General features: G+C 71.2%; 14 protein-coding genes. 11 read left to right on the top strand and 3 right to left on the bottom strand.

Annotated elements, in window-relative coordinates:
* Positions 1 to 41: 41 nt before the first annotated feature.
* The 3 genes from ABIQ69_RS14210 (at position 42) to ABIQ69_RS14200 (ending at position 4,037) form a co-directional block, all read left to right on the top strand.
* The gene (locus ABIQ69_RS14210; RefSeq protein ID WP_350347781.1) at positions 42 to 1,010 is read left to right on the top strand and encodes a sugar ABC transporter permease; all 969 of its coding nucleotides are present in this window, start codon (positions 42 to 44) and stop codon (positions 1,008 to 1,010) included.
* On the top strand, positions 1,007 to 2,011 hold the full coding sequence (locus tag ABIQ69_RS14205) for a carbohydrate ABC transporter permease (protein WP_350347780.1): 1,005 nt from the start codon (positions 1,007 to 1,009) through the stop codon (positions 2,009 to 2,011). Before ABIQ69_RS14210 ends, ABIQ69_RS14205 begins: the two co-directional genes overlap by 4 nt.
* 151 nt (positions 2,012 to 2,162) lie before the next feature.
* On the top strand, positions 2,163 to 4,037 hold the full coding sequence (locus ABIQ69_RS14200) for an ABC transporter ATP-binding protein (RefSeq protein WP_350350025.1): 1,875 nt from the start codon (positions 2,163 to 2,165) through the stop codon (positions 4,035 to 4,037).
* 42 nt (positions 4,038 to 4,079) lie between these two features.
* Here ABIQ69_RS14200 and ABIQ69_RS14195 read toward each other — a convergent pair whose 3' ends face one another.
* Positions 4,080 to 4,778, bottom strand: a complete 699-nt coding sequence (locus ABIQ69_RS14195) for a DUF305 domain-containing protein (RefSeq protein ID WP_350347779.1) — start codon at positions 4,776 to 4,778, stop codon at positions 4,080 to 4,082.
* Entirely contained in the window at positions 4,775 to 5,452 is a 678-nt protein-coding gene (locus ABIQ69_RS14190; RefSeq protein WP_350347778.1) for a DUF3105 domain-containing protein, read from the bottom strand. Before ABIQ69_RS14190 ends, ABIQ69_RS14195 begins: the two co-directional genes overlap by 4 nt.
* Before the next feature lie 145 nt (positions 5,453 to 5,597).
* On the opposite strand from ABIQ69_RS14190, the gene ABIQ69_RS14185 reads away from it, so the two are divergent.
* The 4 genes from ABIQ69_RS14185 (at position 5,598) to ABIQ69_RS14170 (ending at position 12,025) form a co-directional block, all read left to right on the top strand.
* Positions 5,598 to 7,727, top strand: coding sequence for a vWA domain-containing protein (locus tag ABIQ69_RS14185; RefSeq protein WP_350347777.1), 2,130 nt, complete (start codon positions 5,598 to 5,600; stop codon positions 7,725 to 7,727).
* 105 nt (positions 7,728 to 7,832) lie between these two features.
* The gene (locus ABIQ69_RS14180; RefSeq protein ID WP_350347776.1) at positions 7,833 to 9,341 is read left to right on the top strand and encodes a sugar porter family MFS transporter; all 1,509 of its coding nucleotides are present in this window, start codon (positions 7,833 to 7,835) and stop codon (positions 9,339 to 9,341) included.
* A gap of 139 nt (positions 9,342 to 9,480) precedes the next feature.
* Positions 9,481 to 10,854, top strand: coding sequence for a cystathionine beta-synthase (locus ABIQ69_RS14175; protein ID WP_350347775.1), 1,374 nt, complete (start codon positions 9,481 to 9,483; stop codon positions 10,852 to 10,854).
* 10 nt (positions 10,855 to 10,864) lie between these two features.
* Positions 10,865 to 12,025 (top strand): cystathionine gamma-synthase, encoded by a 1,161-nt coding sequence (locus ABIQ69_RS14170; RefSeq protein WP_350347774.1) that lies wholly within the window; start codon positions 10,865 to 10,867, stop codon positions 12,023 to 12,025.
* 48 nt (positions 12,026 to 12,073) lie between these two features.
* Here the strand turns inward: ABIQ69_RS14170 and ABIQ69_RS14165 are convergent, their stop codons facing one another.
* Positions 12,074 to 12,649 carry a helix-turn-helix domain-containing protein gene (locus ABIQ69_RS14165; RefSeq protein ID WP_350347773.1) on the bottom strand — a complete coding sequence of 192 codons (576 nt, stop codon included), beginning with the start codon at positions 12,647 to 12,649 and terminating at the stop codon, positions 12,074 to 12,076.
* 72 nt (positions 12,650 to 12,721) lie between these two features.
* On the opposite strand from ABIQ69_RS14165, the gene ABIQ69_RS14160 reads away from it, so the two are divergent.
* The 4 genes from ABIQ69_RS14160 (at position 12,722) to ABIQ69_RS14145 (ending at position 16,631) form a co-directional block, all read left to right on the top strand.
* Positions 12,722 to 13,468, top strand: coding sequence for an ATP-binding cassette domain-containing protein (locus ABIQ69_RS14160; RefSeq protein WP_350347772.1), 747 nt, complete (start codon positions 12,722 to 12,724; stop codon positions 13,466 to 13,468).
* Entirely contained in the window at positions 13,465 to 14,265 is an 801-nt protein-coding gene (locus ABIQ69_RS14155) for an ABC transporter permease (RefSeq protein ID WP_350347771.1), read from the top strand. Before ABIQ69_RS14160 ends, ABIQ69_RS14155 begins: the two co-directional genes overlap by 4 nt.
* 90 nt (positions 14,266 to 14,355) lie before the next feature.
* Positions 14,356 to 15,702: an amino acid permease gene (locus ABIQ69_RS14150; protein WP_350347770.1), complete on the top strand. Its 1,347-nt coding sequence runs from the start codon at positions 14,356 to 14,358 to the stop codon at positions 15,700 to 15,702.
* Positions 15,699 to 16,631, top strand: a complete 933-nt coding sequence (locus ABIQ69_RS14145) for a cyclase family protein (protein ID WP_350347769.1) — start codon at positions 15,699 to 15,701, stop codon at positions 16,629 to 16,631. Before ABIQ69_RS14150 ends, ABIQ69_RS14145 begins: the two co-directional genes overlap by 4 nt.
* The last annotated feature ends 84 nt before the right edge of the window (positions 16,632 to 16,715 follow it).

Here is a 16,715-nt window from a genome sequence, read left to right as displayed (position 1 = left end):
CCGCCCCTCGGCACCTTCAACGACGAAACCCGGGAGGCACGATGACCACGGCCGATCTGCTCGGCAAGATCCTGCAGGTGGTGATGGGGCTCGCGATCTTCGCTGCCGTCGTCGGCCTCCTCATCTTCTTCATCGACAAGGCGCCCAAGAAGGGGCGCGACTACTGGCAGCTGGCCGGCTTCCTCGCACCGGCGCTCATCTTCCTCATCATCGGCCTGATCTACCCGGCGATCCGGACGAGCCTGCTGGCCTTCCAAGACAACTCCGGCAATTGGACGCTCGACAACTTCATCTGGACGTTCACGCAGCCGACCGCCATCCGCACGCTGATCAACACGATCATCTGGGTGCTGTTCGTGCCGACGATCTCGACCATCATCGGCCTCGCGTACGCGGTGTTCATCGACCGCTCGCGCGGCGAGAAGTTCTACAAGGTCATCCTGTTCATGCCCATCGCCATCTCGTTCGTCGGCGCGGGCGTGATCTGGCGGTTCGTGTACGAGTACCGTTCGGGCGACCGCGAGCAGATCGGCCTGCTGAACGCGATCGTCGTCGCCTTCGGCGGCGAACCCGTGCAGTGGATGCAGACCGACCCGATCAACACGTTCCTGCTCATCGTCGTCATGATCTGGATCCAGACGGGCTTCGCGATGGTGCTGCTGAGCGCCGCCATCAAGGGCGTGCCGACCGAGCAGATCGAGGCGGCCCAGCTCGACGGCACCAACGCCTGGCAGCGGTTCGTGAACGTCACCGTGCCGGGCATCCGCGGCTCGCTCGTGGTCGTCCTCACGACCATCTCGATCGCGACGCTCAAGGTCTTCGACATCGTCCGCACGATGACGGCCGGCAACTTCAACACGTCGGTCATCGCCAACGAGATGTACACGCAGGCGTTCCGCGCCAGCGAGGTCGGTCGAGGCTCGGCGCTCGCGCTGATCCTGTTCGTGCTGGTGCTGCCGATCGTGATCTACAACATCAACGTGCTTCGCAAGCAGAGGGAGATCCGATGAGCAGCGTCGCCCCCGCCGACCTCCCGATCGGGAAGGACCGCGGCTCGCTCGAGACCGCCGCGGAGACCACCGCCCTGCAGGACGTCGTCGGCACCAAGACCGGCCGGGTGAAGCAGCGCCTCACCTCCCGCACCGCGACGATCGTGTCGCTGATCATCGCCGTCGTGTGGACCATCCCCACGTTCGGCCTGTTCATCTCCTCGTTCCGGCCCGCCGAGCTGATCCGCGAGACCGGCTGGTGGACCATCTTCCAGAACTGGGGCTTCACGCTCGACAACTACGCCGATGTGCTGCTGTCGACGTCCTCGTCGTCGCCGCAGCTCGGCGCGTACATCGTCAACTCGATCGCCATCGCGCTGCTCGGCACTCTCATCCCGCTGGTGTTCGCGTCGATGGCGGCGTACGCGTTCGCGTGGATCAAGTTCAAGGGTGCGAACGCGCTGTTCGTGCTCGTGTTCGCGCTGCAGATCATCCCGCTGCAGATGGCCCTCGTGCCGCTGCTGCAGATCTTCTCGACCTGGCTGCGCCCGATGCAGGCGTGGCTGCACGACGTCGTGCCGATCATCCCCGAGCAGAACTACGCGCCGGTGTGGCTCGCGCACGCGATGTTCGGCCTGCCGCTCGCGATCTTCCTGCTGCACAACTTCATCTCGGAGATCCCGAGCGACGTCATCGAGGCCGCCCGAGTCGACGGCGCGACGCACGGGCAGATCTTCTTCCGCATCGTGCTCCCGCTCGCGACGCCTGCCATCGCCTCGTTCGCGATCTTCCAGTTCATCTGGGTCTGGAACGATCTGCTCGTCGCGCTGATCTTCTCGGGCGGCACGCAGGACGTGGCACCGCTGACCCAGCGATTGGCGGAGATGGTCGGCACCAGAGGTCAGGACTGGCAGCGGCTCACCGCTGCGGCGTTCATCTCGATGATCATCCCGTTGATCGTGTTCTTCAGTCTGCAGCGCTACTTCGTGCGCGGCCTCCTGGCGGGGTCGACGAAGGGCTAGCCCGAGCGGGCAGGGGGAGCGGATGCCGCGGGTAGGGGCCCGCGGCATCCGTCTGCTCCGGCCCGCCCGCGCAGCCGGGTGGGCGGCGGCCCCGGCGTAGGGTGAAGCCATGAGCATGCACGCGTCGGCCCCCGGCGGGCAGTCCGGTCGCATGGGCAAGCCCCGCACGCGCATCTCGAACGCCGACGAGGCGGCGCAGCGCGCCGAGAACGCCGACGCGCCGGACATCCCGCACCTCGTGCGCCGCATCGGCGGGCTGTTCCGGCCCCACCGTGCGGCGCTCGCCACGACCGTCGTGCTCGTCCTCATCGGCGCCGCGCTGAGCGTCGTGCCGCCGCTGCTCACCCAGCGGGCGTTCGACGACGGGCTCTTCCCGATCGGCGCCGACGGCGAGGCATCCGCGCCGAACCTGCCGGTGCTCGCGGGCCTCGTGGCCCTCATGATCGCGGTGTTCGTCGTCTCGGCCCTCCTCGGGGTGTGGCAGACCTGGCTCACCGCGACCGTCGGCAACAAGGTCATGGGGGCGCTGCGGGTCCGGCTGTTCACGCACCTGCAGGCGATGGAGCTGAGCTTCTTCACCCGCACGAAGACCGGCGTCATCCAGTCGCGGCTGCAGAACGACGTCGGCGGCGTGGCATCCGTGCTCACCAACACGGTCTCGAGCGTGCTCGGCAACACCGTGACGGTGATCTCGGCGTTCGTGGCGATGCTGCTGCTCAACTGGCAGCTGACGCTCATCGCCATCGTGCTGCTGCCGGTGATGGTGATCGCGCAGCGCCGGGTCGGCCAGGTGCGGGCGCGGGTGGCGGCGAAGACGCAGGAGTCGCTGTCGGAGATGACCGCGATCACGCAGGAGACGCTGAGCGTGTCGGGCATCCTGCTGTCGAAGAGCTTCACAAGGCAGCAGAGCGAGATCGACCGCTACGCGGACGAGAACCGGAACCAGATCCGGCTGCAGGTGAAGCAGCAGATGACGGGCCAGTGGTTCTTCGCGATGGTGAACATCTTCATGTCCTCCATCCCCGCGATCGTGTACCTCGTCTCGGGCTGGCTCATCACGGGCGGCATGGCCGACGTCACGGCTGGCACGATCGTCGCGTTCACGACCGTGCAGGCGCGCCTCCTCTTCCCGCTGATGGGCCTCATGCGGGTCGCGCTCGACCTGCAGACCTCGAGCGCGCTGTTCGCGCGCATCTTCGAGTACCTCGACCTGCGGCCGGCCATCACCGACGCCCCGGGAGCCCGCGACGTGCCCGCCGACGGCGAGCTGGGCAAGGTCGAGTTCGAGCACGTCTCGTTCCGGTATCCGGATGCCGCGGACGACGCCCGGCCGACCCTCGACGACGTCTCGTTCACGATCCGGCCGGGGGAGTACGCCGCGTTCGTCGGTCCCTCGGGGGCCGGCAAGACGACCGTGTCGTACCTGGTGCCGCGGCTCTACGAGGCATCCGGCGGCTCCGTGCGGTTCGCGGGCGTCGACGTGCGGGAGCTGCGGCAGGAGTCGCTCATCTCGCACATCGGCATCGTGAGCCAGGAGACCTACCTCTTCCACGCGACCATCGCCGAGAACCTGCGCTACGCGAAACCGGATGCCACGGACGACGAGCTCGAGGCCGCGGCCCGGGCGGCGAACATCCACGAGACGATCGCGAGCTTCCCCGACGGGTACGACACCGTCGTCGGCGAGCGGGGGTACCGCTTGTCGGGCGGCGAGAAGCAGCGCATCGCGATCGCGCGGGTGCTGCTGAAGGACCCGCCCGTGCTCGTGCTCGACGAGGCGACGAGCGCACTCGACACCATCTCCGAGCGGGTCGTGCAGCAGGCGCTCGACGACGCCGCGCGCGGGCGGACGACCATCGCGATCGCCCACCGGCTCTCCACCGTCGTGTCGGCCGACGTCATCTTCGTCATCGTCGAGGGCCGCGTGGTCGAGCACGGCACCCACGCCGAGCTCATCGCGGCCGGCGGCGTGTACGCGTCGCTCGCTCGCGAGCAGGCCGACCAGCCCGAGGTGCCGGTGGCGTAGTGCCGCAGAGGCGGGGAGCGGCCGGGCGCCGCGTCGCCGGCGTCAGGCGCGAGCGGCGAGCATGTCCTGCATGAGGTCGATCTCCGAGCGCTGACTGTCGACGATCGACCGCGCGAGGCGCAGCACCACCTGCGAGTCTGCGCGGTCGAGGGCCGCCTGCGCCATGTCGACCGCGCCCTGGTGGTGGGCGATCATCAGCTCGAGGAAGATCCGCTCGGCATCGACGCCGCTCGCGGCGCGCAGCTCGTCGATCTGCTCGGGCGTCGCGAGCCCCGGCATCGGGTCGCCCGGCCGGTGCGCCTCACCCGACGCCCCGTCGTGCGGGTGCCCGCCCGAGCCGTCGTCGGCCGGCCGGGTCATCCACGTCATCGACGGCTCGGATCCGGCCTGCGAGAGCCGCCACTGCTCGAGCCAGCCGTACATCTGCCCGGCCTGCTGGGCCTGCGTGGTGGCGATGTCGTACGCGAGCCGGCGCACGTCCTCGTCGTCGGTGCGGTCGCGGACGATCATCGCCAACTCCACGCCTTGGAGGTGGTGGACCTGCATGTCGCGGGAGAAGCCCGCGTCCGCGCTGCGGTCGCCGGGCGTGGGCTCCGCGAGGGTCGACAGCCGGCCGAACGAGAACGCGACGACGGCGACGACGACGAGCGCGATCGCGCCCGCGACGATCGCCGCGAGCCTCGCCGGCCGGCGCCCCGCTGGCGCATCGGCCGCGGGGGAGCCGGCGGGCTCCTCGGTCACGCCTTGCCGGGCGCGTCGACCCCGCCCGTGCAGAGCGCGCCCGGCTCGGGCACGAGGTCGCTCTTCCAGTACTCCTCGAAGAACTCCGAGACGCGGGGGTCGTCGGCCTCATCGAGCTGGAGCTGCACGTTCCAGCCGCTCAGGACCACCGGCGACGGCAGCCCCTCGAAGGGCGAGAGCACCACGTACGTCGACGGCAGCTTCGCCTTCAGCGCGTCGAGGTCGGCCGCCGGGAGCTCGGGGTCGTAGGTCACCCAGATCGCGCCGTGCTCGAGCGAGTGGACGGCGTTCTCGTTCGGCACCGGCTCGGTGTAGACGCCGCAGTTCAGCCAGGCCGGGTTGTGCTCGCCCCCGGCAGGAGGGGTTTGCTCGTAGTCGACGGCGCCCTGCACGTGTCCGGCGGGGTTGTCGAAGGTCTCGACACCCTCGATCTCGGCGCCGGACCCGCCGGCGCTGTAGCTCGCGGGTTTCGGCGCGAGCACGATCGACGCGATGAGCACGCCGATCACGGCGACGGCCGCGACCACGCCCGCGATGATGCCGATGCGCCGGTTGCGCTTGGCCTTCGCCTCGCGCTTCTTGAACTCGGCGAGCTTGCGCTCACGTTCGGCGGCGCGCTGCTGCTTCGTCGTCAGCGGCTTGGCGGAGTCGGTCTGGCGAGGGGCGGCGCTCACGTGCGGGCCTTCCGGTCGGGGCGAGGAGTGCGACTGCGAGATCGATTCGAGCGTATCGAGCTGGGAAGGCGCTGCGATGAGCTCCGCAGATGTGGTGCGCTACTGAACCGGTTAGCGTGGAGGGGTCGCATGCGGAGGGGGCATCATGATGCGCGGACTACGACGTCTCGGCAGTTCCGGCCTGATGGGTGCCGGGCTCGTGATCGCGGTCGTCTCGATGATGTCCCCGACACCCGCGGCTGCGTCAGCACGTGCTGCCGTCCCCCCGCCCACCGACACCACGGCCGTCGTCGTGGTGAAGACCGGCGCCGACCGTGCCGGGACGGATGGAAGCGTCTCGCCGCTGGCGGGCGTCGAACTCGGCCTCTTCGCAACTGTGGACGCTGGAGACCCGGTGCTGACCTGCACCTCCGACTCCGAGGGGGACTGCAGCTTCGTCGTGGAGGCGGCCTCGGGGCTGCTCGGCGCGCAGCCGTGGGTGCGGCAGATCGGGGTGCCGACCGGCTGGTTCGCGAATCCGACGCTCCGCACAGGCCCAGGGAGCGGGTCGGGATCGGTCGCGAGTCCCTACACGTTCCAGACCCCGACGCTCGTGGCCGGTTCCACGTACTCCTCGCTGTCGGACTTCATGCGCTCGAGCTCCAACTCGCTTCCCACCCGCTCCAACGGGACCTGGCAGCAGTCGCGCATCAACCCGCTGCTGCCCGACACGTGCGGACTGGATATCGCGCTGGTGCTGGACCTGTCGTCCTCGGTCGGTAGCAACCTCCCGGTGCTCATCGGTGCGGCGGACCAACTGGTCGATGCGTTCGTCGGCACGCCCACGCGGATGTCCGTCTTCGGGTTCTCCGCAACGTCCCCGAGCATCGATCGGAGCACCGGGGTGGTCTACGAGAATCACCCGGAGCTCTCGTCGGTCTCGACCACGGCGAGCGCCGACGCGTTCAAAGCGCAATACGCCGACTGGAACCTCGGGAGCGGGACGAACTGGGATCAGGCGCTCTACCGGGTCGCGGAAGCAGACGCCGACTACGACGCGGCGGTCGTGCTCACCGACGGCAATCCGACCAGGTTCGGGATCGACGCGCTCCACGGCGACGGGTCGAACACCCACTTCACCGATGTGGAGGAAGCGGTGTTCTCGGCCAACCTGCTGAAGCGCGAGGGCACGAGGGTCGTGTCGTTCGGCATCGGGGCCGGCGTCTCCGGCCTGACCTCGCTCAACCTCGCCGCGATCTCCGGGCCGACGGCCTACGACGGCACGAACGTCGCAACGGCGGACTACTTCCAGATCCCGACGTTCGAGGGCGCCGGTGACACGCTGCGCCAGCTGGCCCTCACGAGCTGCGGCGGCTCGTTGTCGATCGTGAAACAGCTCGTACCCGAGGGCAACCAGGGTGAGGACGTCACCGGTGCCGTGCCTGCTGGAGCGGGGTGGGAGTTCGCCGCGTCGAGCACCGCCCCAGGCGTCGGCGTGCAGCCGCCGAACGCGACGACGTCCGATGACGGCACTGGTGCTGTCTCGTTCGAGGTGCAGTTCAGCGCGGTCGGCGACCCCGCGACGATCACGGTCGCAGAGACTCAGCACGACGGGTGGACGCTCGTGACGCAGTCGGGAGCGAACGCGCTCTGCACCGATCTGCGCACCGGTGACGCGGTCGAGGCGACCAATACCGGAGCCGCATCGTTCACGGTGCCCTTCGCACCCGAGGCTGCCGTCAGCTGCACCCTGTACAACCGACCGCCGTTCACGGGCGAGGTCGTCGTGGCGAAGCGCTGGGTCATCGACGGGCGCTCGTATGAGCACGGCGAGCAGCCTCAGGGGCTCGAGGCCGCCGCGACCCTCTCGGGGCCAGACGGCGCGTCGCCGTCGCCGCAGCCGTTCGGCGTCGGCCGGGACGGCTACGGTCGCGGCGAGACCGTCACGGTCGACGAGACGACGGCGCTGGAGTTGGACGGGTGTTCGCTGGTCGCCTCCAGGGTCACCGCCCTCGACGGTGAGCGAATCGATGCCGACCTGCCGTTCACCGCGGCGATCGCCGGGCCGGTGACCGAGGTGGAGCTGACGAACACGGTCGCGTGCGATGTCATCCAGACGGAACCGCCGACGCCGTCGGCGAGCCCGTCGCCCGGCGGTGTGTCGACATTGCCAGCGACCGGAACCGCACCGGCAGGCATGCTGATCGCCGCCGGGCTGCTCGTGGTCGCCGGAGTCGCGATCAGATGGGCACGACGACCCGTGGCCGTCCGCACGGGCGAGCGCGGGCGGACGTGAGTATCGGGCATGTAGTCTCCGGTGCGCGCAGGCGGCGCTGACCCCGGGCGATCGGCCGCACCCCCTCGGCATGACGGTAGGCTCGCCAGGTCGAAGGGGGATGGGATGGCCGTATCGCATGAGGACGCGCAGCAGGATGCCGCAGCAGAGCCGGTCGATCTCGCGGGCCGCGGGAGCGGACTGAACGCGCGGGTGATCTGGCTCGCCGTCGCGGGCGCGGTCGGCGGCTTCCTGTTCGGCTTCGACTCGTCGGTCGTGAACGGCGCGGTCGATGCCATCGAGCAGCAGTTCGACCTCTCCGCCGGGCTCACGGGCCTCGCGGTGGCGAGCGCCCTGCTCGGCTGCGCGGCGGGCGCCGAGCTCGCGGGCCGGCTCGCCGACCGGTTCGGGCGCATCCCCGTCATGGTCATCGGTGCCGTGCTCTTCCTGGTCTCGGCGATCGGCTCGGGCTACGCGTTCGCGGTCTGGGACCTCATCGTCTGGCGGCTCGTCGGCGGACTCGGCATCGGCATCGCCTCGGTGGTGGCGCCCGCGTACATCGCCGAGATCTCGCCCCGCCGCGCGCGCGGGCGGCTGGCGTCGCTGCAGCAGCTCGCCATCGTCTTCGGCATCTTCGCCGCCCTGCTCTCCGACGCGATCTTCGCGAACGTCGCGGGCGGGGCATCCGAGCCGTTCTGGTTCGGCCTGGAGGCATGGCGCTGGATGTTCCTCGCCGGCGCCGTCCCGGCCGTCGTCTACGGCGTCATCGCGCTGCTGCTGCCCGAGTCGCCGCGGTACCTCATGAAGGTCGGCAAGGAGGACGATGCCCGCCGGGTGCTCGGTCAGATCCAGCCGACCGAGGTCGACCGCGCCGTGCGCGAGATCCGCACCTCGATGGAGGCCGACGCCGAGGCCGCGAAGTCCAAGGGCGCGCTCCGCGGGCCGGTGCTCGGCCTCAAGGGCATCGTCTGGATCGGCATCCTGCTGTCGGTGTTCCAGCAGTTCGTCGGCATCAACGTGATCTTCTACTACTCGACGACGCTGTGGAAGGCGGTCGGGTTCGACGAGTCGGACTCGCTCACGATCAGCGTCATCACCTCGGTGACGAACATCGTCGTCACCTTCATCGCGATCGCGCTCGTCGACCGCGTCGGCCGTCGTCCGCTGCTGCTCATCGGCTCGGCGGGCATGACCGTGAGCCTCGCGACGATGGCCGTCGCGTTCGCGAACTCGGTCGAGGTCGACGGCGCGGTGAGCCTGCCGGGGGCGTGGGGGCCGGTCGCGCTCGTCGCGGCGAACCTGTTCGTCGTCTTCTTCGGCTTCTCGTGGGGCCCCCTCGTCTGGGTGCTGCTCGGCGAGATCTTCCCGAACCGCATCCGCGGCCGCGCGCTCGGGCTGGCAGCGGCGGCGCAGTGGATCGCGAACTTCATCGTCACCGTCACCTTCCCGCTGCTGAGCGACGTCTCGCTGCTGTTCACGTACGGCCTGTACGCGGCGTTCGCGGCGCTGTCGTTCGTGTTCGTGTTCTGGAAGGTGCCGGAGACGAACGGGATGTCCCTCGAGGAGTCCGAGACGCTGTTCCCGCCCAAGGGGTCGGCGAGGCGCCCTTCCCCGGCCGCGGGGTCCGCCCGATAAGGTGGGTGCCGTGAGCGCTCCGTTGCTGCTGTGTTGTCGTCGCTGATCAGGCGACCCCTTCCGACGCGTCGCGCGCAGCACTCGCTCGCGGTCCGACGCACTCCACCAGAGGCACAACCAGGGACGTGAACACACGGCTATGAAGTACGCAGAGACCATCGTCGACCTCGTGGGCGACACCCCGCTCGTCAAGCTGAACCGGGTCACCGACGGGGTGACGAAGGCGACCGTGCTCGTCAAGCTCGAGTACCTGAACCCGGGCGGCTCGTCGAAGGACCGCATCGCGGCCAGGATCATCGACGCCGCCGAGGCGGAGGGCAAGCTGAAGCCCGGCGGCACCATCGTCGAGCCCACCTCGGGCAACACCGGCGTGGGGCTCGCGCTCGTCGCGCAGCAGCGCGGGTACCGGTGCATCTTCGTCTGCCCCGACAAGGTCGGCGAGGACAAGCGCAACGTGCTCACCGCCTACGGTGCGGAGGTCGTGGTGACGCCCACCGCGGTCGCCCCCGACAGCCCCGAGTCGTACTACGGCGTCTCCGACCGGCTGGCCCGTGAGATCCCCGGCGCGTTCAAGCCCAACCAGTACGCCAACCCCAACGGCCCCCGCTCGCATTACGAGACGACCGGTCCCGAGATCTGGCGCGACACCGAGGGCGAGGTGACCCACTTCGTCGCCGGCGTCGGCACGGGCGGCACCATCACGGGCACCGGGCGCTACCTGCGCGAGGTCAGCGACGACCGGGTGCGCATCATCGGCGCCGACCCCGAAGGCTCCGTCTACTCGGGCGGAACCGGCCGGCCGTACTTCATCGAGGGCGTCGGCGAGGACTTCTGGCCGAGCGCGTACGACCCCGAGGTGCCGCACGAGATCATCGCCGTGAGCGACGCCGACGCGTTCCGCATGACGCGCCGGCTCGCGCGCGAGGAGGGCATCCTCGTCGGCGGCTCGAGCGGCATGGCCGTCGTCGCCGCGCTCGAGGCGGCGTCCCGCCCCGAGGTCACCGCCGACGACGTGTTCGTGGTGCTGCTGCCCGACGGCGGCCGCGGGTACCTCGGCAAGATCTTCAACGACAAGTGGATGCGCGCGTACGGCTTCGGCAACGCGCCCGAGGGGCACACCATCGCCGACCTGCTCGAGGCGAAGGCCGATCGCACGGCGCCGCTCGTCTACGTCCACCCGGGCGACACGGTCCGGGAGGCGATCGACCGGATGGGGCAGGCCGGCGTCTCCCAGCTCGTGGTGCTCTCGGCCGAGCCGCCCGTGGTGCTCGGCGAGGTGCTCGGCGCGCTGCACGAGGCCGACCTGCTCGATCGGGTCTTCACCGGCGACGTGAAGCTGACCGACACGGTCGAGGCGGTGATCGGGGCATCCCTGCCGCTCGTCGGCGTGACGGAGCCCGTCGCGACGGCGAGGGCGGCGTTCACCGATGCGCCGGCGCTCCTCGTGACCGACGGCGGCAAGGCGCTCGGCGTCATCACGCGCACCGACCTGCTCACCTACCTCTCCCACTAAGGCACCGCTCATGCACGACGACGCACGCTTCGACACCCGCGCCATCCACGCCGGCCAGCAGTTCGACCCCACCACCGGCGCGGTGATCCCGCCCATCTACCAGACCTCCACCTACGTGCAGGACGGCATCGGCGGCCTCCGCGGCGGCTACGAGTACTCCCGCGGCGGCAACCCGACGCGCACGGCGCTCGAGACGCAGCTCGCGGCGCTCGAGGGCGGCGTCCGCGGGCTGTCGTTCGCATCGGGCCTCGCGGCGGAGGACGCGCTGCTGCGCACGGTGCTCAGGCCCGGCGACCACGTCGTGATCGGCGACGACGTCTACGGCGGCACGCACCGGCTCATCCGGCGGGTCTTCGGCGAGTGGGGCGTCCGGCACTCGACGGTCGACACGAGCGACCTGGATGCGGTACGCGCCGCCATCGAGCTCGGCGAGACGAAGGTGCTGTGGGTCGAGACGCCGTCGAACCCGCTGATGAAGATCTCCGACATCGCCGCGCTCGCCGAGCTCGGCCAGGAGGCCGGGGTGCTCACCGTGGTCGACAACACGTTCGCGAGCCCGGCGCTGCAGCAGCCGCTCGCGCTCGGCGCCGACGTCGTCGCGCATTCCACGACGAAGTACCTGGGCGGTCACTCCGACGTGGTCGGCGGCGCGCTCGTGTTCGCGGCCGGGCAGGAGGAGCTCGCGGAGCGCGTGGCGTTCACGCAGTTCGCGGCGGGCGCCGTGTCGGGCCCGTTCGATGCGTTCCTCACGTCGCGCGGCATCAAGACGCTCGGGGTGCGGATGCAGCGGCACAGCCAGAATGCGCTCGCGATCGCCGAGCGGCTCGCCGCGCACGACGGCATCGCCCGGGTGTTCTATCCCGGGCTCGAGTCGCACCCGGGGCACGAGCTCGCCGCCCGCCAGATGTCGGGCTTCGGCGGCATGCTGTCGATCGAGCTCGCCGGCGGCGGGGAGGCCGCCCGCCGGTTCGCGGAGTCGACGGAGCTGTTCCAGCTCGCGGAGTCGCTCGGCGGCGTCGAGTCGCTGGTGAATCACCCGTGGTCGATGACGCATGCGTCGGTGCGCGGCACGGAGGCCGAGGTGCCCGAGTCGATCGTGCGGCTCTCGGTGGGCATCGAGGATGCCGCGGACCTGCTGGCCGATATCGACCAGGCGCTCGCGCGGCTGTAACGGGCGCGTCTGTAGCGGGCGCGCTGTAGCGGGCGCGGGCCGGCGCGGTCAGCCGATCCCGGGCGCCGCGGGCCGCGGCGCGCCGGACTCGGCGTCCGCATCCGGCAGCAGGACGGTGGAGAACAGCACCCGTCGGGCGTCGGCGCGACCCGGCGTGAGATACGGCTGGAGCAGCGCGCCGAGCCCGCTCTGGATGTCCGCCAGGTCGGCCTGCGTGGCGTAGAGCGGCACCTGCCCGAAGCCGAGCGAGTCGCGGAGCGAGTCGGCATCGTCGGCGGCTGCGAAGCGGTCGAAGTCCTCGCCGAGGTGGGCGAGGAAGGTGAGGAAGGACCGGCGGAGATCCTCGGCCTCCATGCCGCGCAGCTCCGGCGCGTCGACGTGGGCCATGCGTGAGCCGAGCGTCAGCGTGCGCTCCACCGCGCCGCGGACGCGTCGCTCGTCGGCGACGGCGATGACCCCGGCGTCGACGAGGGCCGCGACGTGCCGGTAGAGCGTGGCCTGGGAGACGTCGGGCAGCGCGGCGCGCAGCTCGGCCGTCGTGCGGTCGCGTCCGCCGAGCTGCTGGATGATCCGCAGGCGCACGGGGTGCATGACGAGGTCGGCGAGGTTCGGCGTGGGAGGCATCCTGGCCACCATTCTCATCGTGATAACATTCTCAACGTCGGTTCGATCCTACCGGCGGAAGAGGAGCATCCCATGAGCGCACCCACCATGCCGGCCGCGAGGCGGCCCGTCGGAGTGGCCGTCGATCGGCTCGCCAAGCGGTTCGGCGAGGTCGAAGCAGTCGCCGGCGTCTCGTTCACCGCGCCGGCCGGCCGCATCACGGGCTTCGTCGGCGCGAACGGCGCCGGCAAGTCCACGACCCTGCGGATGCTGCTCGGGCTCGTGGCATCCGACGGCGGCGACGCCCGCTTCGGCGGCACGCGCTACCGCGACCTTCCCGACCCCTCCGGCACCGTCGGCGCGGTGGTCGACCTGGCCTCCGCGAACCCGGCCATGACCGCGCGCGGGCATCTCCGCACCTACGCCACCCTCGGCGGACACCCGCGCGAGCGAGTCGCCGAGGTGATCGCGCTCACCGCACTCGCCGACTTCGCCGACCGTCGCATCCGCGGGTACTCCACCGGCATGCGGCAGCGCCTCGCCCTCGCGACGGCCCTCCTCGGCGACCCCGACGTCCTCGTCCTCGACGAGCCGTCGAACGGTCTCGACCCCGCCGGCATTGTCTGGATGCGCTCGTTCCTGCGCGGGTTCGCCGACGACGGCGGCACCGTCCTCATCTCGAGCCACGTGCTCACCGAGCTGCAGCAGCTCGTCGACGACGTCGTGCTCATCGATCGCGGGAGCATCCGCTGGCACGGCACGCGCACCGAGCTGCTCGAGCTCGGCGGCGATCTCGAGACCGTGTTCTTCGCGCTCACGGCGACGGAGGCGAGCGCATGAGCCGCCTGCTGCACGGCGAGCTCGTGCGTCTCGCCGCCACCCGGCTGCCCGTCTGGACCGCGGTCGTCGCGGTGGCGGCCGGGGCATCCATCACCGGGCTCCTCGCGCTCGTCGGCCCCGAGCACGCGACCCCGCCGATGCCCGGCATCGACACGGCCGACGGCGTCGCCCTCGTGCTCGGGATCAACGCCATGCTGCTCTTCCTCCCTGCCCTCATCGGCACGGTCGCGGTCACGAGCGAGTACCGGCACCGCACCATCGGCACCACGTTCCTCGTCGCACCGCGCCGAGCGCGGGTGCTCGTGGCCAAGCTCGGCGTGTACTCGCTCGTGGGTCTCGCGTACGGGGCGGTGACGGCCGCGTCGGCCGGGCTGGCGCTCGCCGGCGCGGCGGCCGTCCGCGGCGTGCCCCTCGGCGTCACGCCCGCCGAGCTCGGTGCGCTCCTCGTGCGCCTCGCGCTCGCCGCCGCCGTGTACACCGCGATCGGCGTGGCGATCGGGGCGCTGGCCCGCCATCAGCTCGTCGCCATCGGCATCGTCCTCGGCGTGTTCTACTTCCTCGAGCCGCTGCTCATGCTGGTGCCGGGCGTCAATGCCGTGTACGCCGTGCTTCCGGGCGGGGCCACTGCCGCGCTCCTCGCCTCGACCTTCCTCGGCGAGGCCGTCGCCGCTGAAGTGCCGATGCTGCTCGCCCCGCAGCACCTCTCGGCGGCTGGGGGAGCGCTGCTGCTGCTCGCGTACGCGGCCGCGGCGGCCGTGGCCGCGGTGGCCGTGCCGCTTCGTCGCGACCTGCGGTGACGAGCGCCGCCGCGCGCGTTGGCAGGTTGTTGACGAACGGTGTCGCGCCTGCCAGCGACACGCATCGGCGGGATGCTCCAGACTGAGCGGGTGACCACGCAGCTCCACGATCCCGGACCGAGCGCCTCAGCGCCCGGCGCGGCATCTGCCCCCTCCGGCCACCACGGCACGCTCGGCCTCGGCCAGGGCACGGCGCTCTACATCGCGAGCGTGCTCGGCACGGGCATCCTCGCCCTTCCGGGTCTCGCCGCCGCAGCGGCCGGGCCGGCGTCGATCGTGGCCGTGGCGGCCGTGCTGGTGCTCTCGATCCCGCTGGCCGGCACGTTCGCGGCGCTCGCCGCCCGATACCCCGACGCGGGCGGCGTCGCGAGCTACGTGCGGCGGGCGCTCGGCGGCACGGCGGCGCGCATGACCGGCTACTGGTTCTTCTTCGGGGTGTGCGTGGGCGCGCCCGTGGTCGCGATCCTCGGCGGTGAGTACGTCACGGCGATCCTCGGCGTCGACCGCGCGGTCGCGCCCTTCATCGGCCTGATCATCTTCGTCCTGCCGTGCGTCGCCAACTGGTTCGGTGTGCGCGTGGCCGGCTGGATCCAGTTCGTGCTCACCGGCCTGCTCCTGGCCGTCGTCATCGGGGTCGTGGCGGTCACCGTGCCGTCGGTCGAGGCCTCCAATTTCCAGCCCTTCCTGCCGAACGGGTGGGCGGGCGTCGGCACGGCGATCAGCCTGTTCGTCTGGGCGTTCGCCGGGTGGGAGGTCGGCACCCATATCGCCGGCGAGTTCCGCAATCCGCGCCGCACCATCCCGATCGCGACCGCGATCGCGGTCGTCGTGGTGGGGGTCGGCTACCTGGCGCTGCAGATCGTGACCGTGGGGGTCCTCGGCGAGCGGGCCGGCGAGGGCCAGGTGCCGCTGCTCGACCTCGTGCGAGAGACGGCGCCGGGCGTCGGCCCGGTCGTCGTCGCGATCGTCGCGGCCATCGTCACCACGGGCGTGCTGAACGCCTATCTGCCCGCCTTCGGCAAGCTCGGTGCCGCGCTCGGACGCGACGGCGACCTGCCGCGCTTCTTCGCGAAGGGTGCGGCCGACGGCGAGGTGCCGCGGCGGGCGCTCGCGCTCACGGGCGCGCTCATGGCCGTCTACTTCCTCTTCGGATTCCTGAACGGCTTCGACCTCACCCCGTTCATCCTCATCCACACCTCGAACATGGTCGCGATCTACGCGGCCGGGATGCTGGCGGCCACGCTCCTGCTGCGGCGCTGGTCGGTGGGATGGTGGCTCGCGGTCGTGGCGACGGTGTTCACGCTCGGGCTGCTCGTGCTCGCCGGCGGCAACCTGCTGGTGCCCGCCCTCCTCGCCTTCGCGGCGGTGGTCGTCACCGTCGTCCGCAAGCTCAGGGCGCGCCGCGCGTCCGCCGTCTCGACTGGAGCCTCGCAGTGACCGACTACCGCGCCGTCTTCGACGCCGACATCGCCTTCGTGAACGGCGGCGGCCTGCAGACCGAGGGATTCCGCCTCGACCTGCCCGGGCACGGGCTCTCGGAGCGCGAGATCGGCGAGCTGCTGGTGCGCCATCTCGGCCTCGCCATGGTCGGCACCGTGACGCTCACGAACCTCGAGATCGTCGAGGAGGCGCACAAGGGCTCTCGCGGCGTCTCGGCCGACGCCCGGTCGGGCGAGGGGGAGGCCGCCCGCCGCATCGAGTTCGTCGACCTCAGCCACCCCATCCGCGCGGGCCTCGTGACGTATCCCGGCCTGCCCGCGCCCACGATCACCCCGCACCTCACGCGCGAGGCCTCGCGCGAGAAGTACGCCCCGGGCACCGAGTTCGCGATGGACGTCATCACGATGATCGGCAACACCGGCACCTACCTCGACAGCCCCTACCACCGGTACGCCGACGGCGGCGACCTCGCCTCGCTCCGCCTCGAGACCCTCGTCGGGCTCCCGGCCGAGGTGTTCCATCTGACGGATGCCACGGGGCGGGGCATCCCGGCCGAGGTCTTCTACGACCGCGACCTCGCGGGCGCCGCGGTGCTGCTGCACACGGGGTGGAGCAGCCGGTTCGGCACCCCGGCTTATGCCGACGGGGCGCCGTTCTTGACGGAGGCCGGCGCCAGGCACCTCGTGGCCGCGGGTGCGGTCCTCGTCGGCATCGACTCCCTGAACATCGACGACGTGGAGTCGGGCGGGCAGCGGCCGGCGCACTCGATCCTGCTCGAGGCGGGCGTCCACGTGGTCGAGCACCTGACGGCGCTCGACCGGCTGCCACCGCGCGGCGCCCGGTTCACCGCGGTGCCGCCGCGCGTCGAAGACTTCGGCACGTTCCCGGTCCGGGCGTTCGCCGAGGTGCCGGCCGCCGCGGGCTGACCCGCGCGCCGGCGCGCCGGGTCGGGGCCTCGGGACGGGCCCCGACCCGGCGATAACCCTGTGGGCGGCCGGCGGGCGCGGTGG

This window comes from Agromyces sp. G08B096, assembly GCF_040267705.1.
Lineage (GTDB): Bacteria > Actinomycetota > Actinomycetes > Actinomycetales > Microbacteriaceae > Agromyces.
Note: the sequence above shows the minus strand (reverse complement) of the source record. Positions and strands in the feature narration are given on the sequence as shown.